We start from the raw sequence: 24,008 nt of genomic DNA, 5'->3' as shown, positions 1-24,008 counted from the left end.
GGGCGTTACACGTGTAAGAACAGATGAAAATTTGTGTGAAAAAAAGCACATTGCCCGGTGATTTCCACATTCCCGTAGATTTCCCCAAGCATCTGCGCCTGATTCCGCGTGCCGCATGTTCCAGTTCTTAACATGGACCCGAGCGCCCCCGATAGCACAGATCAGTCAAACCGCCCAACATGCTGATTCCGCCCGTGAACCGCATTATGACGTTAAATCACTGCAGTCATAAATGAAACGTGGCATCACAAATGTGCGGAAGCCGCATCGAACTCATCGTTGACTTGATGATAAACGTTCCGCGGATCGGATGTCAATTTTATCTGACAATCTTTTTCGGTAGAGCGCTTTCTTTGTTCCGTCCGGAAAACGAGTGTTTTATGTCCGTCCGTTGACGCATTCCTTCGGGTAATAACCGGCTGCAGCAGCGGCTTTGGCGCTTGTGAAGGTTTCCAGAATCTCCTTGGGCCGCGGGCACCGGCTGCTCGTGAAATAAGGAAGGTTGTTCTGCCGGTATCCATAAAACACGGGCCGCTTCACGATCCTTGCCCCTCCCAGCGCATAATTGTTATAGGTCCGGTATCCGATCGGAATGCCCTGTACAAAAGCGAGCATCCCCACATCGTCGATCGTATTGCTCCATTCTTCGTCCGACAGAAGGGGCAGCGTGAACGTATAGGCAGCTCCCAAACGGCGTGTCTGAATATTGTGCTCCCGGATCGCATTTTCGAGCTCGCGCTGGATCGTGTTTATAATCGCGCCTCTCCTGACTTCGTCAAAGCGTGCCCCCGTCTTTAAAAGCGCCGTTTGCGTTTTAGGCTGGATCTCGCTCCGGAACCCTTCTACCCAGTCGGTTCCCGAAGCATTTTTCACGGTTACGTATTCGTCCAGCGTAAAGGCTATAACCTCTCCTGTCGGGTCCTGATATACGTATGGCCTTTTCGGCCCTTCCAGTCTCCGGCTCCGTTCAAAACCGTCTTCCCCCGTATAAGATTCGAATGTGTAGGAGTAGCAGCCGTCGTAGCCGACAATGAGGAGAGCGGAAAGATAAGAATCAAGAACCTGTTGGCCCGCCGCATTCTCCGACACGCCGAAATTCGAATAGAAGGTTTTATAAAAGCTATCGACAGCCTCTTTCCGGTTGACCCGGACCTTCTTCGAGGATTCATACCGCGCCTCTTCCCCCTGCTTTTCATTGACGGCAAGAGCCGCCGCGCCGTCCTGGACGGCCGAATTCACAGCGGCATCGTATTTCGTCTCCAGAAACAGCATTTGAAACTGGGCTTTTGCATCGAATTTGTTCGTCCAGGCGAAGGGCACATAAATGAGAACAAAGAAAATGGCCAGTTTAGCTGTCTTCATTGCGGACCATTCCCCCGTACGGCATGTAAAGCTGTCCGCCGGGCGTATTCGTCCCGTTTAAAGCGTCCTGCCAGACAACTGCCGGTGTACGGTTCAGGCTGCGCACGGTCACAGTGAAATAGTCACCGGCGCCAAGTTTGTAGGTACGATCCGCATGGTCCGGCGGAAGCGAGTTTTCGGGAAACAGCACGGGAAGAATCTGGGCGTTATAGAAAGCTTCGTCCTCCACCGTATACTTCTCCGCGAACCGCCCTTGGTCGTCATATACGGGCACGTACCGTTTGTGCTTATGCTCCATCTTGACATCAAACTCCTGGCCGGAGGTTGTCAGCTCCTTTTGAAATTGTTCGTACATAACCGGCGTCAGCCGTCCTTTATCGCGAACGTTGTCGACAAAACGTGTCATCGTCTCGAAAGCGATCACCCGTGAAAGATCATCCTCTCTGGCCGCCGAATCCGACAGCGGATAAATGTACAGCAGCAAAACCGCTAAAATGAGGACAAAGGCCTTGCTGAGCGTATCCACCTGCTCCCTCCCCGTTTATGCCTGACAATTCAAGGCGTCGTATATACGATTCTTTTTAACGTTCCCCCGGTATCGCGCACCGCATAAAAACGATAAGCTGCAGCCGGATCTATGCCGGCTGGGTCCGTTTCTTCTTTCTGCCGGCCGCCCGGATAGCGTTTGCCGTTTACCATAATGTCGTAAGGTTCTCCGGCGTTTAAATACATGGACATGATCAGATCAGATCCTTTTACCAAGACCGCTTCGGACTCGGCATTTGCGGGCTGCTGGTTGTAATCGAGAAGCTTACGGGAAGAATAAGTGTCCGCAATGGCTCCCCGTACGTTTTGAAGCAGCATCATGCCCGTGACTAAAGCCGAGACGAACATGCAGACCGAAACACCGGCAAACAGCATGGAACGTGCCGCATGATTCATCGCTTCGCCTACTGCTGCATAAATTCAATCGCACGGATCACATTGCTTTTATCCTTAATGATGTGCGCTTTGAATTTACCGCTCGGATTCACGTAATCCATATGAGACTCCAAGGTGGCGTTCGCAACTGCATCCCTGGATATCGAGGCGATTACCGTACCGTAATTGCTGCTTGACGGTGATGTGGTATCGATCTTGTTCGTATACCAGGAGCCTATCGGATTTTTTCCCGTCTGAACCTGAATCCCGAACTGCTCCTTGTCGGCGAATTTACGCAGCGCGTTTACAACCTGACTCCCCGAAACCACGGTATTGTCGTATACGGTAAAAGCCGTCTGGGAAAGCTCCGTCTGAATATCCGAAAAATTGTTCTGCGCCGCTTTCGTGGCATCCTGTGCGGAAATAAACATCACCACCGCTATTGTAATCAGAGCAATGGCCAGAAAAAAACCTGCCGCCATGATTAGTGCCTTCTGTGCATTTCCCATTGTAATCCAGCTCCTTTATGATTAAGAAATTTTACCGATCTGCTGATAGTACAAGTTCATCTGCTGCATGCTCATATAAACGAGCGGAATGACCAGGTAGAGGAAAACAAGTGCATACATGGGGGCAAAACCGATCCAGCGCCCCCAGCCGGCTTTGGTTTCAATCATCCTCTCATAGTCCTGCTTGCGCTGCTCAAGGTGATACTGCTGCTCCGCTTCCAGATCGTCAAACGCCTGCTTGACCGGAATATGTTTAACGGCAGCCTGGAGCCGTTCAACGAGACGGACCAAGGGAGCATAGGCGGCTTCCTCCTTCAGCTTTTCCAGCGCCTCATCCGCCCCCGCTTCGTAGTCGAGCAGACATGCGGACAGCGGGGGCTGAAACAAGACTGCAAAACGTTCCAGCCATTCCAGCATGTGCTCGACGGACATTCTTTCGAAATGAGCGAGGATGGTCAACAACGTATAAAACTGGTCCACCTCGTTTTTCATTTCCATCCTGCGCATTCGTTTCTGCATGTGCAGCAGCCAAACCGGACTGTGGTAGCCCGCCCACCCGGAAATAAAACAGAACAAAAACTCCCGCCAGCTTAAATATGCCCCCGCAATACTGTCCAGTTTTGCCTTAATCCGTTCGCCCGCGGTGTTGAGGGCGGCAGGATCGGGCTGGAATCCCTGCTGCCGCATTTCTTCGGCTATCATTTCACGAAGCTCTCTGCCGGACCGCTCCAATTTCTGAATGACGTTCCGGTCAAAGGCCGCAGCTTCCAGCGCTTTCCGTTTTTCCTGCGGAGAAAGGCTGCCGAACATCGCCTGATTGCGGGTCGGCGAAAAGTAAACCTGCTGCAGGGTCAGTCTCTGCATAATCAGAAACATTCCCAGCACGAGAAGAAAACAAGCGAGCCCCGTAAGCAGGCGGCGGAGGGTAAGCCATTCAAGCAGCAACGGGGAATTGGCTTCCCTGAGAAGCTTTTGCAGCCTGCCCCGTTCCATGGAATGCTCTGCGGGGACGAATCTTTGCGTGACCGCGTTGACAAGCCGGTTACCCAGCCATTTTTGCTCGGGCGGTCTCCGGCCTGTTCTGCGCTTTCCTGCTTCCTCTGCAGTATCCTGAAGCTTTCTGAGTAGGACAAAGCAGACGATGATCAGCACGAAAATGCCTGTTTTGACTGCAAATCCCGCTGCCCCCGTATAAAATTCATCCATAGCCGGGAAGTTATTGCGCGCCCACGTTTCAATGGGCTTGGCAGCTAAAATCGGGGAGATGGCAATAATAGAGAGTCCTTTTAAAAGATAATGGAGTTTTTCCTTACGGAGTATTTCAAGGCGGATTTCAGAGGTGATTTTGCTGAGGGCATGCAGATACATGGAGCCATGCGGAAGCAGCTTATCTCCGAATTCCCTAACTAAAAAGGAGACGCCCGCAATGCTTTTCAAAAAACGGTTCGGCGCATGCTCATAGTAGATTTCCAGACTGCTCTCCGGATGGTCGGAGGTCAAAGTGCCGTATACCGCTTCCGCATGGAGCGACAACTGCCTGGGCGCGATCTGAGCGGCGTCATAAACCGCCTCATCCACCATCCCGTGCTGGTGATAAAAGTGCCGGACATCCGATAAAAACTCGGTCATTTGCCGGAGCAGCCGGTCTTCGGCCCGGTGGACGAGCGTATCGATGAGGATGCCGTGGAGAACAAGACTTCCGAGCAAAATCATGAGCATGTAAGAAACATCCGGGTAAAAAAGAAAAACAAATCCCGCGGTAAGCCAGCCGATCAGGAGAGCAAGCAGCGTAATTCGCCCGGTTTCCATTCGGATCACGCTCTCGTCGTAGGAATATAAAGGAGCAATCCTCCGGCGTATATGCTGTGTATAACGGGAAATCCCGGGAGTTTTGCTTATAATTTCGTAACATTTCCCGTACAGCCGTTCGATCTGTTTTCTTCCATTTCCGTTTAAAGGAGAGAGCAGTTTTTGAAGTTCGTCCTCCCCGTAACCGCTCAGTTTGGCCCGCCTTTTAACCGCGTATACGTACAGAAGCCAAATTACGCATGCGACGCCCCCACTGAATAAAGCGACCGCAAGCAACCAATCACGAAGCGGCAATAACATCGCCTCCCCAATACGTTTCCAAAAATCTTTCGAATGCCCGGGCATCCGCGGGTGTCATATGATCCAGCATTTCCTCGGTATTGCGGAGACTGATCGGCCGGCAAACCCGGTAGGCACCGTCCCGGTATTCCACAATGTTTCGTTGTTCGTAAAGTTTACGGTCCGTTGTCCTCCGAAAAAATTCGGAGGCATCGTCCAGAAAGCCCGGGAGTTCAACCCTATCCTTGTCGGTCATGCCCGTTTTTTCGCTCGGATATAAATCGCTATCCAGCGGAACGCATTCCGTTATCCGTTCTATAAAACGCGTTCCGTCTGCACTTTTACGCAGATGAATGTCAAAATGAATCACGCGGATAACCTGCTTTTCGGCCATGACTTCATCTTGGAACATTCCCGTTTTGAGCAGTGAGTTGCGAAGCGAGTCGATCAGGCTGGCAAACGTTTTGGCATGATGGGTAAAAAGGGTGAACAAGCTGGCTACCTGAGCCATTTGAATCATCCAGGCGGCGACCGTGTCGGTTGCCACTTCCCCCAGGATATGGACCGCTCCGTCCGTTTTTTTCTGCACATCGAGACCCTGCTGCCCCGTAATATGATCCGTCTCCCGGAAACTTAAGATATTGCGCTGCGGGTATAAATTCCTCAGATGCAGTTCGTACGCCATTTCTTGTACGCGAAGGGTCAAGGTCGCGGAGATAGATTCGACCATAGCCATCAGCAGGGTTGTTTTTCCGCTGCCCTGCGCACCCGTCACGGCCGTTATCCGGCAGCCTTTGACAAGGTGACGAATGAGCTCCACAGCCAGCCCGGCATTGCCGCCTTGGACAAGCTGGTCCAGCAAAGCGTTGGGCAGATCGAACTTGCGGACGAAAAACGCCCAGGATTCCGAAAAGGGAGGCCGGACCACAACGACACGGGATCCGTCCTTCATATCGTTCACCTTATAGCCGTTCGTTTCGGAAAGCTGACCCGGATAATTATATTTGTAGATGTTTTGACAGACCCGCCGCAGCTCTTCACTACTGCCGAAACTGAGGAACGAAAAGTGGATGGGTTTACCCCGGTAGAAAATCCAAACGCTATCGTAAGACGCAGTTTCTTTCTGATGCCGGTGATTCCCGTCAGCCTCTCTCTCCCCAAGCGGAGCTCCACGATGCCCGGCACTGTCCGGAAGCGCTCCGGAAACTCCTCCGGATACACCGTCGATGTTCATCTCGCGTATGGCATCGATCACGCCGAAGCCTTTGTAATGCTGATAGATTCGCTGCACGACAATTTCCAGCTTATCCTGAAACGACAGCAGCCCGGCTTCCTTGCGGAACACGTGCGCAATCTCTTCCGCCGTTACGATATAAGAAGGCGTGCGGCCGTCTTCAATCACATGTTTAACGGCATCCAGCTTATGCCTCCGGATTAATTCATGAAGGCCGTCGTAACCGTACTTTTTCCGATACAGATGAAGCAGAATGTCAAACCGGTCCTGTGCCGTGAGCTGCTCGGGCTTATGAAAAGGCAGAGAGACGTGAATCGTTGTTTCACCAAGTCCGTAGACACCGGTCAGCAGATCCCACATGACGGATTTTACGTACCGTTTGTCCTGCAGATCGCCGTGTCCGCAGCCCTTTAGAGCTCTTTTCAGCTGGAGTCTTTTGTTCCGGCTGCGCCGGTATTCCTCCTCGGACAACCGGAGTTCGCTGCCTCCGCCCGCCGTTATCTCGGCAAAAGCTTCTTTAATGAAGGCAGTCATTGCCTCGATAGAGTAACTTTTTGCGGTTTTTGAAGTGGAAGTTCTGCCGCGCCAGCCTCCCGTTTTGGTAAAGAACCACACTGCCGCAAAAATAACCACCATGAGGATCAAAGCGAGATTTAACCTGTCCGTAGGCATGGAGGGTTAGGCTCCCCTTTCCTGCATAAGCTTCGAATCCAGGCCCAGCCGGTTAAGAAGAGCTTTGGTCAGCTTCCTGATCTCCGTAATGAATGCATACGAAGGATGACCCGGCCCCGCATTTCGGCTCCTCAAAAAAAACTCAAGCACATTTTTATCGCTGCAGGCATCCAAATAACCGGTGCAGTGCGGAACGGTATAGAGCGGCTGCCTCCATTTGAATTTACGGGCCAGATTAACGGCATTAAAGCGGGAGTTTCCGTCATAATCGCCCAGCACGAGGAGGAGCGGTTTATTTTGCAGAGATTCCGTCCAGAGTTCCTTATTGAAATAACGCTCCATCAGCTCAAGGTTTTGACTGAGATTGACGACGATCAAATCCGAATTACGCAGAATAGCCTCCGTGCTGCCTTCCTTATACCCGTCTCCGACGTCAACAAAGGTAAGGTCATAGTAACGGCTGGCACTGTTTACGATGTACGGCAGTGTTTCTTCCCGGAAACAATCCGGGTCTGCAAGCGGCCTCCTCGAACCGGGAAGCAGGTCCAGCCTGTCCTTGACGATCGGTTTCGTGTAATCTTGGATCGTCTCGGGCGTCATCTTGTCGCTTTGAAGCAGCCGTTCCAGCGCATCCAGCCCGTACTCGCTGAACGACAGCAGATTGCCGTCCGAAGAAGACCGACCGAAGGCGTTTTCCAGTGCCGTTCTTGTTCTTTTCGTATGAGTAATCATAATCCGTGCGTAATAATCGAGCGCGATCATCGTAGAGACCGCGAGCACATTCGATGTTGCGGCTCCATGCCCCCGTACGGGCGCCCAAAACGCTACCTGACTCATCCTGTTTTCCTCCTCATGGCTTGTTTGATCATCCGTTTGAGCACACTTCTATCCTCTCCGGTTATTTCGTTCGTAACAGCCAGCAGCACACTTCTGTACGCTCTGGACATGCGCCTGATTCCGACCTTTCCCTGGTATTCACTGTCGATGCGTACAGCGAGATCCACTTCATCGAACGGCAGCTTGTGATATTCGTCAGGCGTTATGAACGGCAGCGGAGCCAACACCTTATCCACATACGCTTCGTCAATGCCGCATTCCACCGCATCCCGTATGATGACCGTACTTGTGAGGGTGCTCACCTGGCAGACATCATTCAATGAACAGATCAGTTCCGCCGTTCTCCGCATCGTATATTTATCGTAGGCCGTTGTCAGGAAAAGACCTTCGAACGGATAAGTTCCTGCGGCCCCCGGAAAGTCAGCCCGGTCCGTATCCACCATCACGATGTCGTATTCTTCCAAAACCGATCCACTTGCGGCGGTATGCTCCAAGGCTTCATCCAAGCTGGCGAAATGGCAGGCCACATCAATTTCATCATACTGAACCAGTTCAGGAACAGGTTCGGGGGCGACGAGGCAGCTTAGCCTGCGGGATACCGTTCCGTCTATAAGCAGTACGCGTCTTCCCCCCACCGCCGCCAATCGGCAAATGCCGAGCAGCAGGTCACTGTGTTCCTTCGCTCCAACGCAAAGCAGCTTCATCGGTGTATCTCTCCTCTATGAGCCGGGCGGGTCATGGCTGTACCGCTTCCCGGAAAATATCTTCCTGCCTCTCCCTGATTTCAGAAGGAGGCGTTTCGGGCCCGGCGCTTTCCGTCGGCATTTTATCGGGTGATCCGGTTAACCCGGGCGAGGAGCCGCCCGGGTTCGCGCTCACCTCAGGTTTTGCGGACGGCCGGGTAGAAGGCCCGAAGACCGAAGGGGGCTCCTCTCCCTGAACGGCGCCAATTCCGGCCGGGTTACCGCCTGTTCGGCCGGAGTTTATACCGGCGTTTATTTTCTGCTTCGAAGCATCGTCCATATTCTGCAGGTCCTTGTCCAGCAGCAGCCTCATACTTTTCATCAGATCCAGTTTAGCCGTCTCCAGCACATTCGGGTCCGTGCGAATCAGCTCAAGCACCTTGGCGTTGACCGGGTAAGTAGGCTCGGCTTTGTCCTGCATCTGGGGATCCACATAAGGAAGCGAATAGAGCTTCGCTCCATGAAGATAGGCATCGACGACGGCGCTCGACATATCGAGAATCTCCTTCTCGCTGAGCTTAAGCCACACGGTGCCTTCCGAGACGTTGTCCACTCTTTTCTTCGCCAGTACGATATAATCCTGACCGGTCGGAAAGCTGATGCGCACATCGACGAAATCGTCTTTCTTCAGCAGACTCGGCAGCCCGATTACGTTGAACTCCTCCTGACGGACATCTTTAGGCAGCATGCCTTCCTCATACAACATGGAAGCCAGTACAGGCGTGTTTTTAACGCCTGCAAGCTTGAACGTCCTGCCGGCGACCTGCCGCAGATCAAGATCCGATCCGGCAGGCGCATCCGCCGCATTCATTTCCAGATACTTAATGTCTTCGTCTTCAAGCCTTGTTCCCGCTTCGATATCCCGGGTTAACACAACCACCTTCCTCCTTTCGGTCTTGGCCGACGAAGATTTAGCCTCCGACAGGTCGGCCTGGTAACGATACTCCAGCTCGTTGAGCTTTTTACGATGCTGAAGCCCCGTATAAACAAATCCCCCCGAAGCAAGCAGTCCTGCGGTCAAGGCACCTATCAGGCCCGAGTAGATCAGATGTTTCGTTCTCTGGCGGATAATGGACACGTTCTCTCTCCTTTCGTTATTTCGGCACTCGGGCACGGAACCATCGGCGCATAAACAGGCCGGCCCCCTGCGTGCGCGGTTCCGGGAGCCCCAGCCACCCGTCGAGCAGCTCGGCCGTCTCCTGCTGATGGCAGAACGGGTCCGTATGCGCCGGCAGGCCGAGCAGCCGCACGTCCGGCAGCATACGGCGGATGTCCCTCAGCATTTGTGCGGACGCAAGAGGCACGAACAAACTGCACTTGGCGGGCTCCGGTACGGGATGGCTGCGGAAGAACTTTGCGATGTCCCGGCGCTTCCATTCACAACCCGTGCCAACGACGACCTGGACGGCGGCGCGCATAAACTCCCCGAACCACTCCGTTTCGTCGTAGCTTCCGAGATCCAGAACGACAAAATCGTACGATCCGGACAAAGTTCCGATCATGTCCAGCCCGTCGCCCGCTTTGACATACCGCACCCCCCGCAAATCGAATGCGGCGCTGCCGCAAAGGGGCTCGTCCGAGCCCTCGTACAAGGCCTCTATGCGGCTGAAATGCGCCGATGCGTTAGCCTCGGCCAACACTACGGTGCGGCGTTTACGAGCTAGAAAATGGGCCAGCAGAACGGCCGTATGCGTGCAGCCCACGCCGCGCCCCGTCCCGCAGACCGCGATCACAACCGGACCGAGAAATCCGCCGGAACGGGCGGGCGGTCCCTCTCCGCCGCGCAAAGCCGCGTAAACCCCGCTCAGCGCTTCTCGTAGCTCTCTTGCGTTCGGAAAGCGGTGGTCCGGATCGTGCTCCAGCAGCTTCTCGATGATGACGGACAAGCTGTGCGGGACTTCCTCATTCAACCGCGCGAGCGGGACGCCGGAGGAATACGGATACTTTCCTCCACTCAGCAGGTAGTACAGCACCGCGCCCAGCGAATACAGATCGGTCCTGCGGTCGGTTTGAAGCTGCTGAAACTGTTCCGGGGCGGCAAAACCGATGGTTCCGATTTGGACCGTATCCGCTTGTCTGCCGCTTTTGAAATGCCGGGCAATGCCGAAATCGATCAGCCTGACTTGTTCCTGGCCGTCGATCATAATGTTGGAAGGCTTCAGATCGCGATAGATCATCGGAACCGGCAGTTCGTCATGAAGATAGTGGAACAGATCGCAAAGCTGCAGCGCGTAATTCACCGCAGCCGCAACTCCCACTTGTCCGTCCGTGCGGCTAAATCGCTCGGCCAGAGTCTCCCCTGCGATATAATCCATCACCAGGTAGCTGAAGCCTTCATCGTCCGGGGGGAAATAATCAACAATGCCCGGCAAATGAGCATGATGAAGGCGGATCAGCATTTCCGCTTCGTCTACGAACCGCTGATAATCCTGTACCTGCTGAAGAGTCTCTTTGACCGCCCAGCGCTTTCCTTTCAGTTTCAAATCTTCGGCCAGATACACGGTTCCCATGCCGCCTCTGCCGACGGTTGAAACGATTCTGTAGCGGCTGCCGAGAATATCTCCCGCATACAGCCGGCCTCGATCGGGTTTCACCGCTGCCGTCTCTCCTTTTGCTGTTTTTTTCCCGGCGCAGCACAAAAAACCGCCCACGGCATGCACTTAAGCACACTCATGGGCGGTTCTTCCGCACCGGTTCATTCTGTTCTTTTTTAAGATAGCATACCCGGCCCGTCCTGACAACAATATTTTCCAGCACCCCTATATTTCGATAAACATCCGTTCCGGACCGTTACAATTCAAGCAGAAGCATCTCTCGGCGCAGTTCGGTCAGCTTCTCTTTGGAATCGACGACAGCCTGGACATCGCCCTTCTGAATCGCTTCGTTCAACACGGCCAGCTCATAGTCAAGCTCAAGCCGCAGGACGGGAATCCGTTCCTCGATACGTCTGGAGCGGAAAGCTTGAAGCATTTCCTCGAATGTAACGACAGGTTCTTTCTGAAACAGCACTTTATGTTCGATTCCCGAAATTTCGACCATACGGATAATTTCGCCGAACATGATGTTTTCGATCAGGATCTGACGGTCTTTGAAACGCTTGACGACTGCATGCCCGCGTGTGTCACCAATCAGTTTTTCCATCATTTCGGCAAGCTTTTCATCTTTAAAAGAATAGTTCCCGACGATTTTATACCGTTCGCCTATGCGTTCGAATTTGAGCTTGACTAGTTTTCTTCCGGAGCGGATAGAAATGACAAACTGGTGGTCGTTTTCGTTCCAATAAAGGGAATATCCCTCTTGAATCAAGGCTTTAATAAACTGCCGGATGAGCCGGCGGTCGAATCTTAATTCCAGATTGCAGTATTCGACTTCGTGATTTTTGCTCACGGCAATCCCCTCCCGAAGACTTCGATTGGCAGCTTTGACAGAAATTTCAGACAACTTCAGGTTTACTTTATCTTATTATGATTCATATGTTTTCGCAACTTGGATATTGACAATTTTTTACCCGAATTCCGAACAAAAATAACGCTCTCTCCCCATCAATTTTTATTGTCGGGAAAAGAGCGTCTTTTTCGGGTATGCCGCGTATCGCGTTTACACTTGATTGAACCGTTTGCCGCCTACATTCTCACCTTGTTCTCACTCGGCTGCAAGATGGCCGAACCGACGGCGAGCAGCACGACCGCCATAAGACCCAAAATCGCGAGAGGCAGACGCACATCGGCCAGAGACGCTCCGGCAGCCATTTTCTCGATGGCTTGAATGGTCCATGTCTGAGGCATGAAGTTGGACAGCTTCTGCAGGTAGTCCGGCATAATGGATATCGGCCAGAAGCACCCGCCCAGCATCGAGGTCGGCGTCACGACCATCGAGTTGATCATGCTCGCGTTGCCCGGATTTTTGATAAGGCCGGCCACCGTGCTGGCCAGTCCGAGGCTGACGAGCATAAATGCGGCCAACACCGCGAACTGGGACAGGAACGGAACCCCGTAGTCGTAGCCGATCACTAAACGGGTGATCACGAGCACAAAAAAGATTTGAAGGCTTCCCACGACAAAGCTGCCTAAAAAATTCCCGGCGGCGATTTCGGCAGCCTTGACCGGAGCCGTATACATGCGGGCCATCGTCATTTTCGTCCGGTCTTCTATGACAAGCGACACGGTGCTGAGCACGAGGCTCATCAGGAACATCAGCGTAAAGCCGGTAATGGTAGTAAGGCCCGGCTTGGGAGCCAGCTTCAGATCGCCGGTTTCCGCACCTACCGTATGCTTCCCGGCCTGCTCAAGGATGTTTGCGAGCGCTTCACTGCGGCTGTCCGCGCTGCCCGAAGAAGCTTTTGCCGCCGCCGCTGCGGACACCATCCTTCCCGTAATCCCGTCGAGATGAACGTTCATAACCGCCGTCGCTTCGTTCACGTTAAGCTCATACGATTGAATGACGGGGCTGCCCCCCGCAAGCAATTCCCGGCTGAAATCGGCGGGCAGAACAAAGCCGGCCTGCCCCCGTTTTTCGATAATCGCTTCCTTAAGCTCCCAGACATTGTCCAGCAGCTTGACCGTATACTCCGGCCTGGCCGCCATTTCTTTTAACACATACTCGCCAAAACTCCCCTGATCTTCATTGACGACCAGAACGGTAACACCCCCTTCCTCTCTGCCGATAAAGCCGATCGCAGCGGATACGACCAGGGAAGGTATAAGCAGAAAAGCCAACCATCCTTTTTTGCTGCCTAGCGTCCGCTTTACCATATTCCAGGCGATATAAAAGCTATTCACGGTATCCCACCTTCCGATAAACGACCACCATCAGCAGCAGACACGCCGCCGCAATCCAGAACAAAGGCACAAGGCTGGACATAACCCCGGGAAGTTCTCCGGTCAGCATATTCCGCAGGAGTCCTTGGAACGCCCAGTGATTAACGGTAAACAGACTCAACTGCCGCATAAACTCTCCCGGCACTGACGAAAATCCGCCGCTCAAAAAAGTCATCGCGATGATTAATTTATGGATTACCGATGACGATCCCTTCATCCGGGAAAGCCTGAAGCTGCTGATGGCCATGGACCCGGATATCGAAGTGGCGGGCACCAGCGGAAGCGGAGAGGAAGCGCTGGAAGCGGTGCGGGAGGGCAGTCTGCCCGATGTCATGCTCATGGACATCCGGATGCCCGGATGCGGGGGCGTCGAGGCCACCAAGAGCCTGAAACAGCTTGCCCCGTCCATTCAAATTCTGGTGCTCACGACATTTGACGACGACGACTTCATCATCGAAGCGCTCAAGAACGGCGCGAGCGGCTATTTGCTCAAAAATATTCCCCCGGACCGCATCATCCAGGGCATCAAAACCGTCAAAGACGGCAACATGCTGATCCATCCGGATATTGCCCGCAAGCTGACGGGGTTTATTCACGCCGCGCACGTTTCCCCGGCTCCCGCTTCCCCCGCTCCGGTATTGTCTGCCCACGGTCTGACTCAGACCGAGCAGACGATCGTGACCAAAATCGCGGACGGCCTTTCAAACAAAGAAATCGCCCAGGAATTATTCCTGAGCGAAGGGACGGTCAAAAACTACATTTCTGATATTTTAGGAAAGCTGGCGCTTAGAGGCCGGACGCAAATCGCCATCTTCTACTGGAAGCAGGCACGGCCTTAATCTTATGCTCCGGCCGGTTCAGGCCGGTGAATCCGTTGCCGTCAATACGGGTCTACGGCGGTTTTGCCCAGCAGTTGTTTGGAAGAGCTGCCTACGATATAAAGATCTTTCTGCATCTCGGTCAGTTTCAGGATCACCTGATAATACTGGCCGTTTTCTGTCAGCAGGTACCGGTACGTATTGGCCTCTTCAAGCTTCTCGATAAAAATCGGATTGTGGAAAAAGTACGTATCGCCGATTTTGTAATTCGACATGTCTTTAACGTATCCCCGAATGGCGCGGATTTTGAAATCATCCTTCTCCCCGGCAATAATCGGAGGCATTTCCTCCCCGTACGTGAGGATCGGGTTTTCTTTCCAAACCTTCCGGAGTTCCGTCTCGTTGATGTAGATCTCTCCCGTGTACTTTTCTTTGGCTTTCCGGAGCCCCTTCGTATCCATGCCCATCTTCTGCACGTCGCTCTGCCGGTAGTACATCCCTTTGCTGAGCGTCACGAGCACCGGATAATCCCCGCCCAAATACTTCATGATATAAGCGGTCGGATTTTCCAGTATGATCTCATCGTACACGACATCGCCCGTTTCAGGCTGCTGCGGGTACAACCGGGTATTCACGTAGATCGTCTGGTTGGAATCCTGCCAGTTTACGTTCGCGTTAAGGCGGGAAGCGATCTCCTTGAGCGGCAAGTAGCTGTTGTTGTCGTAAATAAGAACCGGGCTGCTCAAATTGGCCGGTGTCCCGTTCACGACTACCTTAAAATCGCTGCGGACATAAGCCGTCACCTTCTGAATCCAGTCATCGGCGTAAACGCCTGCCGCGAACGAAACGCTCATCAGCACTCCGGCTGCCGCGGCTATCATTTTTTTGCTCGAAATGTGCATGGTTCTCTCTCCTTTTCAATTGTATCCTGCAGCTGTTATCAGGCCGCACTTTCCCCGTTATGGCCATGTCAAGCGTTTGTGGTATAGTAAATTACGTAAGCACGCTTCATTTGCCTTACTTAAATTCTACAAGCATCCATGCTAGGGAGGTCCCATGTCCAACTCCACAACCATTCGCCCCGCGTTCCGGGGGTTTGATTCATCCGATTTCGAAACGTTTGCGATTGAAGGTCTGGACGAGCGCATGAAAGCGATCCAGGAACGGATTCAGCCGAAATTCAAAATGCTCGGCGAAACCCTGTGCGAAGATATCGCCCTGCATGCCGGAACCGAAATGCACCTGCATATCGCCAAGCACGCCCGGCGTACCGTAAATCCGCCCAAAGACACCTGGCTGGCTATCGCCGCCAATAAACGCGGATATAAGCAGCACCCTCACTTCCAGATCGGCTTGTTCGACGATCACGTTTTCCTCTGGTTCGCCCTGATCTACGAGGTGCCGGACAAGCAGGCGATCGCCGGACGTCTTCTCGCGAGCCAAGACGAGCTGTACCGGAGCATCCCGGAGCATTATGTATTGTCGTTCGATCATATGCAAAAACGCAGCGTGCCCGCCGGCGACCTGACGGCCGAAACGTTCGGCGACGCTCTTGCCCGCTTCCGGGATGTGAAAAAAGCCGAGTTTCTCGTCGGAAGGCATTTTGACCGGCAGGACCCGATTTTGCAAAAGGGCGACGCATTCACCCGGATGGCGAAAGAAACGTTCGAGTCCCTGATGCCTTTCTACCGGACGGCCCGGGGATAAGCCATCGGCTGCTCCTACCCCCTATATCGGCAATTCCGCACAAAGTGTGAACCCGCCGAACCGATTTTAAAAAGAAACGCCGCCCGCAAATAATCCGCTCCCGTTTGGGAAATACTAGGAAGGACATCCGATCTACAAGGAGGTTCTTCCTATGTTTTTACAGCCATCCAAGAAAAAATGGGCCGGTACGCTGGCACTCGCCTTTCTGCTCGGTTCGGTATCCCTAGGCGCCAGACAGGCCGCCGCCTTCGGCTCTCCGGAGGAACTGCCCGACGAAGCCGTCCTCAGTCAGCCAACCCCATCCGCCGGCGTGCCCGGACGTCAGGACTCACATAATCCGAAAGACAACAGCGTCCCCGGTCTTCCGATTCTTGAGGAAGCCGCCTCTATTCTCGGCACCACCGTCCCTTCTTTGAAAGAATCGCTGGGCAAAGGCAAAAGCCTTTCCGATGTGGCCAAAGAGAAAGGAATCAGCGAAAAGGATCTGACGGCTAAGCTGCTTGCGATCCGCGATTCAAAGATCGATCAGGCGGTCAAAGAAGGACGGCTCGACGCGGAACACGCAGCTGCCCTGAAACAGAAAATGGCGGAGCACCTAAAGCGGATGCTGCAGGATAAGGCGCTGCTGAACCACCATAACCGGCACCAGCACGGGAAAATGCGTCACAGCCTCAAGCCGGATCAGCAAAAACTCGCCCAGGCCATCGGCATCAGCAAAGAAGAGCTCCACCGCGAGCTCCGGCAGGGCAAATCGCTGCAGCAGATCGCCGAAAGCAAGGGCATTACGAAAAGCCAGCTTATCAGCCGCATCCAGGCCCTGCTCGCTCCGGACCTGGAAAAATACGTCGAGCAGCGCGTTCCGGCGCGGGAATCCTGACTTCTTGCCCGTCCCGTATGCGGACTGCCCGACCGCTTCAGCCCCATACGATCAAAGGGAGTGCCTGCAGGAGGCACTCCCTTTTGCCGATTCGGGATTCTTAATAGGTCGTCACATTGCCCTTGTACAGGTTCCCCGCCGGATTCCTGACATTGCCGTGCGCCTTGGCCTCTGTCCCTTGGGAAGCGTTAATGACATAAGCCGAAGACTGGTCCAGGTTGACGGTATTGCCCGAGAACTCATTGTTCACGCCCCAGCCCGCCACAATCTGGTGAAGCTGAAATGCGTCGGTAATCACGGTGTTCCCGTTTCTCCATCCCGTGTTGTTGCGGATAACGGCATGGTTGCCTTTGACGTCGATAAAGCTGTCCGCGTAGTTTTCGCCGCTGATGCCCGTGCCGTTAAATATACAGTTCTCGACAAGCGTTCCGCTCGTTCTTTCCTTGATGTCGATATGCTCGGCAGTCACATTGGGCCCGATGCGCACACCCCGGATAATCGTATCGTTTACGGTCTGGTTGTAGCTGGCTCCTTCGGCGGACCCTACATATACGCCTTCTCCGAATCCTTTATTTACGGTACCCGTGTCGTGAATGTACGAATTTTCGAGAATGCCCCGCGAGCTTCCGTCACGGAAGTGCACACCTTCATAGCCGATGCCGTAAACTTCGACCCCGGAAATTAGCGTATCGTTCGAATTGTCCAGAATAATGCCTTTCTGGGCGTTCGTAAACTTGAGATTTTGGATCACCCAGTTGTCGCCCGTAATTTTCAGGCAGTATCCGCCTCCCGCTGAAGTGCCGGATATGAGGGCCTGATTGGCCGGGTCCCGGCTTTCAATCGTAATCGGATTCGATTGGGTGCCGTTGACAGCCGAGGAGAACGTCCCCTTGTACGTACCCGGCGCAAGCAGGATGCGGTCCCCGGGCAGCGCGTTTTTCAAGGCGTTCTGGAGGCACGATACGGACGAACACGATACAGTGCGAAGCGCGGCCGCGCCCTCTTCGTTGATGCGGGCGGCAGTTTGATCCGCCGAGACCCCGGATTCATGGGGCACGGCGGCATACATGGCGGGCGCAAACGCGGCGGCGCCGAGCAGGACGGCGGACAGCAGGCTCTTACGCAGCAGCCTTGTCGGTTTTAATCTGGTTTTCATTACAATAGCCTCCTTTTAATTGAGCTAATCAAAATTAAAACGCTTTAATTTTTGGCGTTTAATCCACTTCTTTTCCCCGCCTCCCCTCTCCGATCTGCTTTCAGTATAGCACAGCGACCCGCTGGTACTGGATGGGTTTTCTTACGATATTTACATGCATCTACTCCGATTTATATACCTCTTCCTGAGGCGGATCATCACGGGACTTGCCCTCGGAAATCCGCTTGCCTCTATAAAAAAAGTCCCGCAGCGTATGCGGGACTTTCGGGAAAGCGTTCCGGCAAAGGAGCCTCAAGAAGCGACCCAAGCCGGTTCAGCCTGTCCGGTGCGCGGCATTCCCGCGGCTCTTCGCCAAAATTCTCCACTGGAGCGCAAGCAGAAGCAGAAGCACCGATCCGCTCACCGTAAAGGGCACGGACGGGCCGAACGCATCCCACAGCTTGCCTGAAACGATGGGACCCACAATCATGCCGAGCCCTTCTATAGTCAGGAAAAAGCCCCAGACGGCGCCTCTCTTCTCCTTGGGCACACAAGACGCGATCAGGGCATTCCAGGACGGAATGATCAGCGCATAACCGATTCCAAGCAGACCGACGACTACGTAAACGGCCGCAAGCTGCCGGATAAATCCGAGGGCCAGCAGGGCGACCGAGCTGAAAATAAGCCCGGCGGTCAGCAGTCCCTTAATGCCCTTGCGGTCCACGAGTTTTCCGACCGGAACGAGCAGGGCCACTGCCGCTCCTCCTCCGACAATGAGCAGCATGCTGTATTGACTCGGCGAAAGATGCAGAACTTCACGGGCGTACAGCGTCAGGATCGGAGTCAGAACTCCCAGCGCGAACGTCTGAATAAACATGGCCGGAAACAGCAGCCGGCTGACTTTCATTTCCCGCAGAGACGCGCGGACTTCCCGCATATAAAGGCGCACGCGCTCCCCGAGCGGCTTCTTGTCCGCGGCCGGCATGGCAGCGGCCGCGCCTCCTCCGGCTGCGGTGACGGCCTCCCCGAGGGGATCGGCGCCCGCTTCCATCGCTGCGCCCGCCGGGAATGCGGCGCCGGCTGGAGCACGCCAGCTCTCTTTCCTCTTGGCCCCGCCTTCGCGAAGCAGCGGTTTGCGCGGCAGAAACAGGGCGATCAGCAAAACAACGCCCATGGAAATGAGCAGCAGCCGGTAAGCCGGGCCGTAATTGGACCCGTGAATAAAGAAATTGATCACGACCGGCCCAAGGCCGGTACCGCTGAGCCATGCCATGTAGACCACGCTCATGATCGTTCCTTTCGCCTTGTCTCCCGCGACCTCGGTCGTTCCCGCAATGACGGCCGGCCACAGTGGAGCCGTACCGACTCCCAGCAAGGCGCATGCCGCTACCATCCAAGCGTGATGCGTGAAGGTCGCCATGATCAGCACGGAGCTCCCCGAGAGCAGAATGCCGATCAACATGGACAACCGGTAGCCGGCTTTGTCGATCAGCCATCCGACCGGCGTGCGGAACACGTTGTCCCCGATGTACTGGGCGGCCAGAGACCAGCCTACGACGAACGCCGTCGCGCCCAGGACCGTTTTCATATAAACGGGAAGAATCGTCAGAAGGAGCGCCCCCTTTACGAATTCCACCACAAACATAATAACCAGCAGTTGTACGACAAAGGGCGCGGCCGCCCCCGCCTTGTTTTTCCATCCGGCCAGATTCATCACGATATCTCTCGCCCCTCTCTTGCAGCGTTCTTTTGTTAGGTTTTCCCCAGGATGGACAAACTATTTTCAAAAAATATACTTGCATGCCCGTCCGTTTTTGTTATACTCTATTTTGTTTGTTCAATCTCGTGATTCGTATCAGCGATTCGCAGAAATTCCACGCAGAAGGGAAGGGTTGCCGGATGGATCAACATCGCACACCCCTATTCTCGGCCTTGCGCACGCATGCAGAGAAAAATCCGATCCAGTTCCATATTCCAGGTCACAAAAAAGGAGTCGGGATGGACCCTGAGTACCGGGAATTTCTCGGCGAAAACGCACTGTCCATCGATTTGATCAATATCGCACCGCTGGATGACCTTCACCAGCCCACAGGCGTTATCGAAGAAGCCCAGAAACTCGCCGCCCAAGCTTTCGGCGCGGAGCATACCTACTTCTCCGTCCAGGGCACGAGCGGCGCCATCATGACCATGATTATGTCGGTAGCCGGTCAAGGAGATAAAATCATCGTACCGCGGAATGTGCACAAATCCGTATTGGCCGCTATCATTTTCGCCGGAATCAAACCGGTCTTCATATCGCCCGCCCGCGACGCGAACCTCGGGATCGACCACGGAATTACGACCAAGTCCGTGCGCCGCGCGCTGGAGAAGCATCCGGACGCCAAAGGGGTCCTGGTAATCAACCCTACCTACTACGGCGTATGCACGCACTTGAAAGAGATTGTCGATCTCGTTCACAGTTACGACATTCCCGTTCTGGTCGACGAAGCGCACGGAGTGCTTATCCACTTCCATGATAAACTTCCGATGTCCGCAATGGAAGCCGGCGCCGATATGGCGGCTACGAGCGTACATAAACTCGGCGGCTCTTTAACGCAAAGCTCCGTGCTGAATGTGCAGGGAAGCCGCGTAAACCCGAAGCGCATTCAGACGATCATGAGTATGATGACGACGACTTCGACTTCTTATATCCTGCTCGCTTCGCTGGATACCGCCCGCCGCCATCTGGCCTTGAACGGCCATGAACTGGCGGAACGCACGATAGCCCTGGCCGAATACGCGCGCAGCGAAATCAACAAGATCCCCGGCCTGTACTCATTCGGGGAAGAAATTCTCGGCACGGAAGCCACTTACGCTTACGACGCAACCAAAGTGACGATTCATATCCGTCATCTCGGACTGACCGGCTACGATGTGGAGAACTGGCTCAGAGACCGTTACAACATCGAGGTCGAGATGAGCGACATGTACAATATTCTTTGTCTTGTCACGCCGGGCGACACCGCCGATAACATCGACGTGCTTCTGCAGGCGCTGCGCGAATTGTCCGCCGAGCACTACACCGGCAATGCCGAAGACGATCTGATCGTGATTATCCCGGAAATACCGCAGCTTTCCCTGATCCCCCGCGACGCTTTCTACGGCGATACGGAAGTGGTTCCGTTAAAGAAATCGGCGGGAAGAATCATTGCCGAATTCATTTACGTATACCCGCCGGGTATTCCGATCCTGCTGCCGGGCGAAGTCATCTCGCAGGAAAACATCGACTACATCGTGGAACACGTGGAAGTCGGGCTGCCTGTAAAAGGGCCGGAAGACCGCAGCTGCCAGTTCGTCAAAGTCATCGTGGAAACGCAGCCGATTTTCTAATTCTGCTCGAAGCAGCGCAAGATTGTCAAAATTGTCCACGGATGCTATGATGTGGGGGATTGCAGTTTTGGAGGTGCCAAGCAATGAGTCAAAGCGCATTTATCCGTTTTGTCACAGGCTCCACAATGACTTCCCCCACCCTGGACGAACTGAAAGGCCAGCTCGAGCATTACCGCGAGCAGCTTTCGAGAACCGGCGCCCAACTGAGCTGGGAATACGATTCGGCCGGCTTTCCTTATACGGTGGAGACGAAGCCCGAAGGGGAAGGCAAATGGTTCTATTTGAAAGGAACCACGCCCCGTTACCGCAGCATCGTGCTCGGTGTCGGAAGCGAAATGCGGGAAGACAGCCTTCAGCATTACGTCCAGATCGTTCTTCCGGATACCGCAACCCACGGGGATAAATCCAAAGCCAACGAACTCGGGAAATATTTGGCCCGCCACTGGAAAGCTCAGCTGGACCTGTTCAACGGGCGTACGATGTACTTCAATCCCCGCAAATAACAAACTTTAACGAGAAATGCAGAAATCCCTTCTCCTTATACAGGAAAAGGGATTTTTTATCGTACGCACGCATGCCGTACGTATGTATGCCGGATACGAAACCTATTCGCGGTTTTCTTCCGCGATAATCTGATTGTAGACCGCTACGACGCGCTCCCATTCAGCTTCATCTTCGATGTTCACCAGGTAGGCGTCATCGTTTTCTTCTTCTATACGGAAAATAACACCGTCTGCTTCGGGATCGTTTCTGTCCAGCAGTACCGCATACAGCTGATCCTGAGAGTCAAATGTGTACACCATGACCATTTCATGCTCTTTGCCTTCTTCGTCCGTTACAATAAACACGCTTTCTTCATGTTCATGGTCGTGATCGTGTCCGCAGCCGCAATCCTGATCATGATCGTGTTTGTGATCGCTCATTGTAGAACCTCGTTTCGTTTTAAATTTGCATCTTTCGATGGTATCGTATCACGGAAAGCGGAACAGGTCAAACGCCCGTCCGCACCGGATTTTTCCTTATAAATCCATGCTTTGCAAAATTGTCGGCAACCCGATTCAAAAGGAATCAATTGAGGTTAATGGCAATTATAGGATATAGCGGCTTTACGGGGATCTATCGTTTCTTCCGAAACCGTTTTCTCCAAAAACGCTATAACACGACAGGCATATTCTGCCGATTCTAAATGGTAAGAGCCCACATGAGGCGCTCCGGCCGTCCGCCAGAAATCGAACGCATCGGGATGGCGTCTCCACATTTCTTCGGATGAAGCTTGGGGAATAGCGCGATCGTCGCTGCTGTGTATAAAAAGAACGGGCCTCGGATAGATCGCTTCAACCGCCTTAACCGCATCGACTCCCTCGGGATCGATTTTAAGCAGCGGCGGAAAAAGAAGCAAGATAAGCGGAGTAAACGGAATGTTCGGAAGACCGGACCATACCGGCAAATTTGTTTTCAAATATTTTTTGAGATGATGAAAAGGACTGTCCGCCACTACCGCGGCAACCTTCTCGTGTTCGGCCGCCGCCAGAAGAGAAGTCGTCGCTCCCATCGAAAACCCGATCAGACTTACGGCTTCCCGCGGGTACGTTTCCGTTACCCAGTCGATGACGCCGAGGAGATCGTACTTTTCGTAATAACCCACGGAGGTCATGCTTCCCTGGGACTTCCCGGAATTCCGGAAGTCGAACATAATCACGCGGAAACCCGCTGCAATGAGATCCCGCGCTAACGCGAGTGACGGAAGCCCGCGTTCGAGCCGGTTTCCGGCGTATCCGTGGGACAGAATGACGGTCATCGGGTTCTGCCTGACCGCCGTATCGGGAGGAGGAAGATGCCAGCCGCTGAGCATAATGTCTCCCATACGGCTGGCTATCTCCACCTCTTCGAAAACAAGCCCGTAATTCGCGGGCGAGTCGTCGACCGGCTGCCTTTTCGGATGCGTCAGCTGCCAGCCCACATAAGCGGCAATACCGACCGAAGCAAGAAAACCGGCAAAAAGGAGCAGAAGGACGCTCCACACGATCCATATCAATGCGTTCACTCTCCGTACCCTATCTAGTCTGCAGCCTCAGTTGTCCGGCTTTATAAAATTCCGATCATGCAGGAGGAGTTCCCGTGCTCAAAACCATGAACCGATCACTTGACCTGGAAATCGAATACCTCAAAAGCGTCCTGACTTATATGGCCGCGCAATACAAATACGAATTGAATCATCCGCGTGTCGTCGAAGTCAGCCAGCAGCTGGACGGCCTTATTGTGGAACAAATGAAAAAACGGGCCGCCTCCTAACCTTATTCAGGCCGTAAAGCGGCTCGCCGGACTCAGCTGTTCATCAGTTTGCGGTACTGCACGTACATGGCCACCCGCCAAGGAAGCAGCATTCCGAACGCCAGGATAAAGAATATGGAAGCCGTTTGGTACACCGTTACGTATTCCTCCACATACGAATGAAGAAATAAGCGGATGGCAAGCAGGACGACCAAAATGATTAAAAACGCTTTCGAACGATGAAGATACACATGATCGCCCTGCTTGGAAAATCCGGATGTCCGGATTAACGGATAGGCGAACACGACCGCTCCCACCGCAAAAGCGATCAATCCCCAAGTAACCGGTATTCGCGTCAACGGAGCGACAAACATAAGAAACCCCGTGCTCATGCCGATTGGCGGCATTAATATTTTCATCGCGTTTATAGGCCGCTTGGACGCTTTCATCCGGATGGCAATTACGAGAAGCGCCATACCGAGCGTTCCGAACAGGGAAATCGCGTGTAAATTCGAACCCACTGAGAAAGCCAACTCCTTCCCCTTCCTTCCCTCACATCGCTGCAATTCTTTCATCCTTTATTATACCACTCCTTGGCTTCGGGAAGAAGCCGTTTTACTTGAATGTCGCATGGATTTGACAGATGAA

General features: G+C 53.7%; 25 protein-coding genes. 6 read left to right on the top strand and 19 right to left on the bottom strand.

All coding sequences use genetic code 11. The features are described 5' to 3' along the window. Positions 1-378 precede the first annotated feature (378 nt). The 13 genes from ABH899_RS02615 to ABH899_RS02555 all read right to left on the bottom strand — a co-directional run bounded on the left by ABH899_RS02615 (position 379) and on the right by ABH899_RS02555 (position 13,313). Positions 379-1,362 carry a hypothetical protein gene (locus tag ABH899_RS02615; protein WP_369993752.1) on the bottom strand — a complete coding sequence of 328 codons (984 nt, stop codon included), beginning with the start codon at positions 1,360-1,362 and terminating at the stop codon, positions 379-381. Continuing rightward, on the bottom strand, positions 1,349-1,888 hold the full coding sequence (locus ABH899_RS02610) for a hypothetical protein (RefSeq protein ID WP_369993751.1): 540 nt from the start codon (positions 1,886-1,888) through the stop codon (positions 1,349-1,351). Before ABH899_RS02610 ends, ABH899_RS02615 begins: the two co-directional genes overlap by 14 nt. Positions 1,889-1,917: 29 nt before the next feature. Beyond that, complete coding sequence (locus ABH899_RS02605) at positions 1,918-2,304, bottom strand: hypothetical protein (RefSeq protein ID WP_369993749.1); 387 nt, start codon at positions 2,302-2,304, stop codon at positions 1,918-1,920. A gap of 8 nt (positions 2,305-2,312) precedes the next feature. Continuing rightward, the gene (locus ABH899_RS02600) at positions 2,313-2,792 is read right to left on the bottom strand and encodes an ABC transporter permease (protein ID WP_369993746.1); all 480 of its coding nucleotides are present in this window, start codon (positions 2,790-2,792) and stop codon (positions 2,313-2,315) included. Positions 2,793-2,813: 21 nt separating this feature from the next. Beyond that, positions 2,814-4,901 carry a hypothetical protein gene (locus ABH899_RS02595; RefSeq protein ID WP_369993744.1) on the bottom strand — a complete coding sequence of 696 codons (2,088 nt, stop codon included), beginning with the start codon at positions 4,899-4,901 and terminating at the stop codon, positions 2,814-2,816. Beyond that, the gene (locus tag ABH899_RS02590; protein ID WP_369993742.1) at positions 4,882-6,786 is read right to left on the bottom strand and encodes an ATPase, T2SS/T4P/T4SS family; all 1,905 of its coding nucleotides are present in this window, start codon (positions 6,784-6,786) and stop codon (positions 4,882-4,884) included. Before ABH899_RS02590 ends, ABH899_RS02595 begins: the two co-directional genes overlap by 20 nt. A 6-nt stretch (positions 6,787-6,792) precedes the next feature. Continuing rightward, positions 6,793-7,623 (bottom strand): CpaE/TadZ family protein, encoded by an 831-nt coding sequence (locus ABH899_RS02585; RefSeq protein WP_369993740.1) that lies wholly within the window; start codon positions 7,621-7,623, stop codon positions 6,793-6,795. Next, positions 7,620-8,327 carry a hypothetical protein gene (locus ABH899_RS02580; protein ID WP_369993738.1) on the bottom strand — a complete coding sequence of 236 codons (708 nt, stop codon included), beginning with the start codon at positions 8,325-8,327 and terminating at the stop codon, positions 7,620-7,622. The genes ABH899_RS02585 and ABH899_RS02580 overlap by 4 nt, the downstream gene beginning before the upstream one ends. Before the next feature lie 31 nt (positions 8,328-8,358). Further along, a complete protein-coding gene (locus ABH899_RS02575; RefSeq protein WP_369993736.1) occupies positions 8,359-9,444 on the bottom strand; it encodes an SAF domain-containing protein in 1,086 nt (361 codons plus the stop codon). 16 nt (positions 9,445-9,460) lie between these two features. Then, entirely contained in the window at positions 9,461-10,960 is a 1,500-nt protein-coding gene (locus tag ABH899_RS02570; protein ID WP_369993733.1) for a protein kinase domain-containing protein, read from the bottom strand. A 196-nt stretch (positions 10,961-11,156) separates the two neighbouring features. Then, a complete protein-coding gene (locus ABH899_RS02565) occupies positions 11,157-11,753 on the bottom strand; it encodes a hypothetical protein (RefSeq protein WP_369993731.1) in 597 nt (198 codons plus the stop codon). Between the two features lie 236 nt (positions 11,754-11,989). Then, entirely contained in the window at positions 11,990-13,144 is a 1,155-nt protein-coding gene (locus ABH899_RS02560; protein WP_369993730.1) for an ABC transporter permease, read from the bottom strand. Next, a complete protein-coding gene (locus ABH899_RS02555; RefSeq protein WP_369993728.1) occupies positions 13,137-13,313 on the bottom strand; it encodes a hypothetical protein in 177 nt (58 codons plus the stop codon). Before ABH899_RS02555 ends, ABH899_RS02560 begins: the two co-directional genes overlap by 8 nt. A gap of 49 nt (positions 13,314-13,362) precedes the next feature. On the opposite strand from ABH899_RS02555, the gene ABH899_RS02550 reads away from it, so the two are divergent. Further along, positions 13,363-14,022: a response regulator gene (locus ABH899_RS02550; protein ID WP_369993727.1), complete on the top strand. Its 660-nt coding sequence runs from the start codon at positions 13,363-13,365 to the stop codon at positions 14,020-14,022. A 41-nt stretch (positions 14,023-14,063) separates the two neighbouring features. On the opposite strand, the gene ABH899_RS02545 is transcribed toward ABH899_RS02550, so the two are convergent. Beyond that, the gene (locus ABH899_RS02545) at positions 14,064-14,903 is read right to left on the bottom strand and encodes a stalk domain-containing protein (protein ID WP_369993726.1); all 840 of its coding nucleotides are present in this window, start codon (positions 14,901-14,903) and stop codon (positions 14,064-14,066) included. Positions 14,904-15,057: 154 nt separating this feature from the next. On the opposite strand from ABH899_RS02545, the gene ABH899_RS02540 reads away from it, so the two are divergent. Together ABH899_RS02540 and ABH899_RS02535 are read left to right on the top strand one after the other, a co-directional pair. Next, a complete protein-coding gene (locus ABH899_RS02540) occupies positions 15,058-15,708 on the top strand; it encodes a YktB family protein (RefSeq protein ID WP_218228444.1) in 651 nt (216 codons plus the stop codon). A gap of 151 nt (positions 15,709-15,859) precedes the next feature. Further along, complete coding sequence (locus ABH899_RS02535) at positions 15,860-16,585, top strand: hypothetical protein (protein WP_369993723.1); 726 nt, start codon at positions 15,860-15,862, stop codon at positions 16,583-16,585. Between the two features lie 100 nt (positions 16,586-16,685). Here the strand turns inward: ABH899_RS02535 and ABH899_RS02530 are convergent, their stop codons facing one another. Both ABH899_RS02530 and ABH899_RS02525 read right to left on the bottom strand, forming a co-directional pair. Next, positions 16,686-17,741: a right-handed parallel beta-helix repeat-containing protein gene (locus tag ABH899_RS02530; protein WP_369993720.1), complete on the bottom strand. Its 1,056-nt coding sequence runs from the start codon at positions 17,739-17,741 to the stop codon at positions 16,686-16,688. Between the two features lie 313 nt (positions 17,742-18,054). Further along, positions 18,055-19,434, bottom strand: coding sequence for an MFS transporter (locus ABH899_RS02525; RefSeq protein ID WP_369993717.1), 1,380 nt, complete (start codon positions 19,432-19,434; stop codon positions 18,055-18,057). 185 nt (positions 19,435-19,619) lie between these two features. Between ABH899_RS02525 and ABH899_RS02520 the strand changes: the two genes are divergently transcribed. Next, positions 19,620-21,089 carry an aminotransferase class I/II-fold pyridoxal phosphate-dependent enzyme gene (locus ABH899_RS02520; protein WP_369993714.1) on the top strand — a complete coding sequence of 490 codons (1,470 nt, stop codon included), beginning with the start codon at positions 19,620-19,622 and terminating at the stop codon, positions 21,087-21,089. 83 nt (positions 21,090-21,172) lie between these two features. Further along, complete coding sequence (locus ABH899_RS02515) at positions 21,173-21,592, top strand: DUF1885 family protein (RefSeq protein WP_369993711.1); 420 nt, start codon at positions 21,173-21,175, stop codon at positions 21,590-21,592. 102 nt (positions 21,593-21,694) lie between these two features. Here the strand turns inward: ABH899_RS02515 and ABH899_RS02510 are convergent, their stop codons facing one another. Both ABH899_RS02510 and ABH899_RS02505 read right to left on the bottom strand, forming a co-directional pair. Next, positions 21,695-22,012, bottom strand: a complete 318-nt coding sequence (locus ABH899_RS02510) for a DUF1292 domain-containing protein (protein ID WP_016423469.1) — start codon at positions 22,010-22,012, stop codon at positions 21,695-21,697. Positions 22,013-22,167: 155 nt separating this feature from the next. Continuing rightward, the gene (locus ABH899_RS02505) at positions 22,168-23,133 is read right to left on the bottom strand and encodes an alpha/beta hydrolase (RefSeq protein WP_369993709.1); all 966 of its coding nucleotides are present in this window, start codon (positions 23,131-23,133) and stop codon (positions 22,168-22,170) included. Positions 23,134-23,207: 74 nt separating this feature from the next. Between ABH899_RS02505 and ABH899_RS02500 the strand changes: the two genes are divergently transcribed. Further along, positions 23,208-23,381: an aspartyl-phosphate phosphatase Spo0E family protein gene (locus ABH899_RS02500; protein WP_009671838.1), complete on the top strand. Its 174-nt coding sequence runs from the start codon at positions 23,208-23,210 to the stop codon at positions 23,379-23,381. A gap of 32 nt (positions 23,382-23,413) precedes the next feature. Here the strand turns inward: ABH899_RS02500 and ABH899_RS02495 are convergent, their stop codons facing one another. Next, on the bottom strand, positions 23,414-23,881 hold the full coding sequence (locus tag ABH899_RS02495; protein WP_009671771.1) for a CcdC family protein: 468 nt from the start codon (positions 23,879-23,881) through the stop codon (positions 23,414-23,416). Positions 23,882-24,008: the final 127 nt, after the last annotated feature.

The organism is Paenibacillus sp. RC84 (assembly GCF_041260495.1).
Lineage (GTDB): Bacteria > Bacillota > Bacilli > Paenibacillales > NBRC-103111 > Paenibacillus_F.
Note: the sequence above shows the minus strand (reverse complement) of the source record. Positions and strands in the feature narration are given on the sequence as shown.

Excerpts from the sequence above, each read along its gene's own strand:
- ABH899_RS02615 (WP_369993752.1), bottom strand. The coding sequence starts at position 1,362 with ATGAAGACAGCTAAACTGGCCATTTTCTTTGTTCTCATTTATGTGCCC.
- ABH899_RS02605 (WP_369993749.1), bottom strand. The coding sequence starts at position 2,304 with ATGAATCATGCGGCACGTTCCATGCTGTTTGCCGGTGTTTCGGTCTGC.
- ABH899_RS02600 (WP_369993746.1), bottom strand. The coding sequence starts at position 2,792 with ATGGGAAATGCACAGAAGGCACTAATCATGGCGGCAGGTTTTTTTCTG.
- ABH899_RS02595 (WP_369993744.1), bottom strand. The coding sequence starts at position 4,901 with ATGTTATTGCCGCTTCGTGATTGGTTGCTTGCGGTCGCTTTATTCAGT.
- ABH899_RS02590 (WP_369993742.1), bottom strand. The coding sequence starts at position 6,786 with ATGCCTACGGACAGGTTAAATCTCGCTTTGATCCTCATGGTGGTTATT.
- ABH899_RS02585 (WP_369993740.1), bottom strand. The coding sequence starts at position 7,623 with ATGAGTCAGGTAGCGTTTTGGGCGCCCGTACGGGGGCATGGAGCCGCA.
- ABH899_RS02580 (WP_369993738.1), bottom strand. The coding sequence starts at position 8,327 with ATGAAGCTGCTTTGCGTTGGAGCGAAGGAACACAGTGACCTGCTGCTC.
- ABH899_RS02555 (WP_369993728.1), bottom strand. The coding sequence starts at position 13,313 with ATGCGGCAGTTGAGTCTGTTTACCGTTAATCACTGGGCGTTCCAAGGA.
- ABH899_RS02550 (WP_369993727.1), top strand. The coding sequence starts at position 13,363 with ATGATTAATTTATGGATTACCGATGACGATCCCTTCATCCGGGAAAGC.
- ABH899_RS02545 (WP_369993726.1), bottom strand. The coding sequence starts at position 14,903 with ATGCACATTTCGAGCAAAAAAATGATAGCCGCGGCAGCCGGAGTGCTG.
- ABH899_RS02540 (WP_218228444.1), top strand. The coding sequence starts at position 15,058 with ATGTCCAACTCCACAACCATTCGCCCCGCGTTCCGGGGGTTTGATTCA.
- ABH899_RS02535 (WP_369993723.1), top strand. The coding sequence starts at position 15,860 with ATGTTTTTACAGCCATCCAAGAAAAAATGGGCCGGTACGCTGGCACTC.
- ABH899_RS02530 (WP_369993720.1), bottom strand. The coding sequence starts at position 17,741 with ATGAAAACCAGATTAAAACCGACAAGGCTGCTGCGTAAGAGCCTGCTG.
- ABH899_RS02525 (WP_369993717.1), bottom strand. The coding sequence starts at position 19,434 with ATGAATCTGGCCGGATGGAAAAACAAGGCGGGGGCGGCCGCGCCCTTT.
- ABH899_RS02520 (WP_369993714.1), top strand. The coding sequence starts at position 19,620 with ATGGATCAACATCGCACACCCCTATTCTCGGCCTTGCGCACGCATGCA.
- ABH899_RS02515 (WP_369993711.1), top strand. The coding sequence starts at position 21,173 with ATGAGTCAAAGCGCATTTATCCGTTTTGTCACAGGCTCCACAATGACT.
- ABH899_RS02510 (WP_016423469.1), bottom strand. The coding sequence starts at position 22,012 with ATGAGCGATCACAAACACGATCATGATCAGGATTGCGGCTGCGGACAC.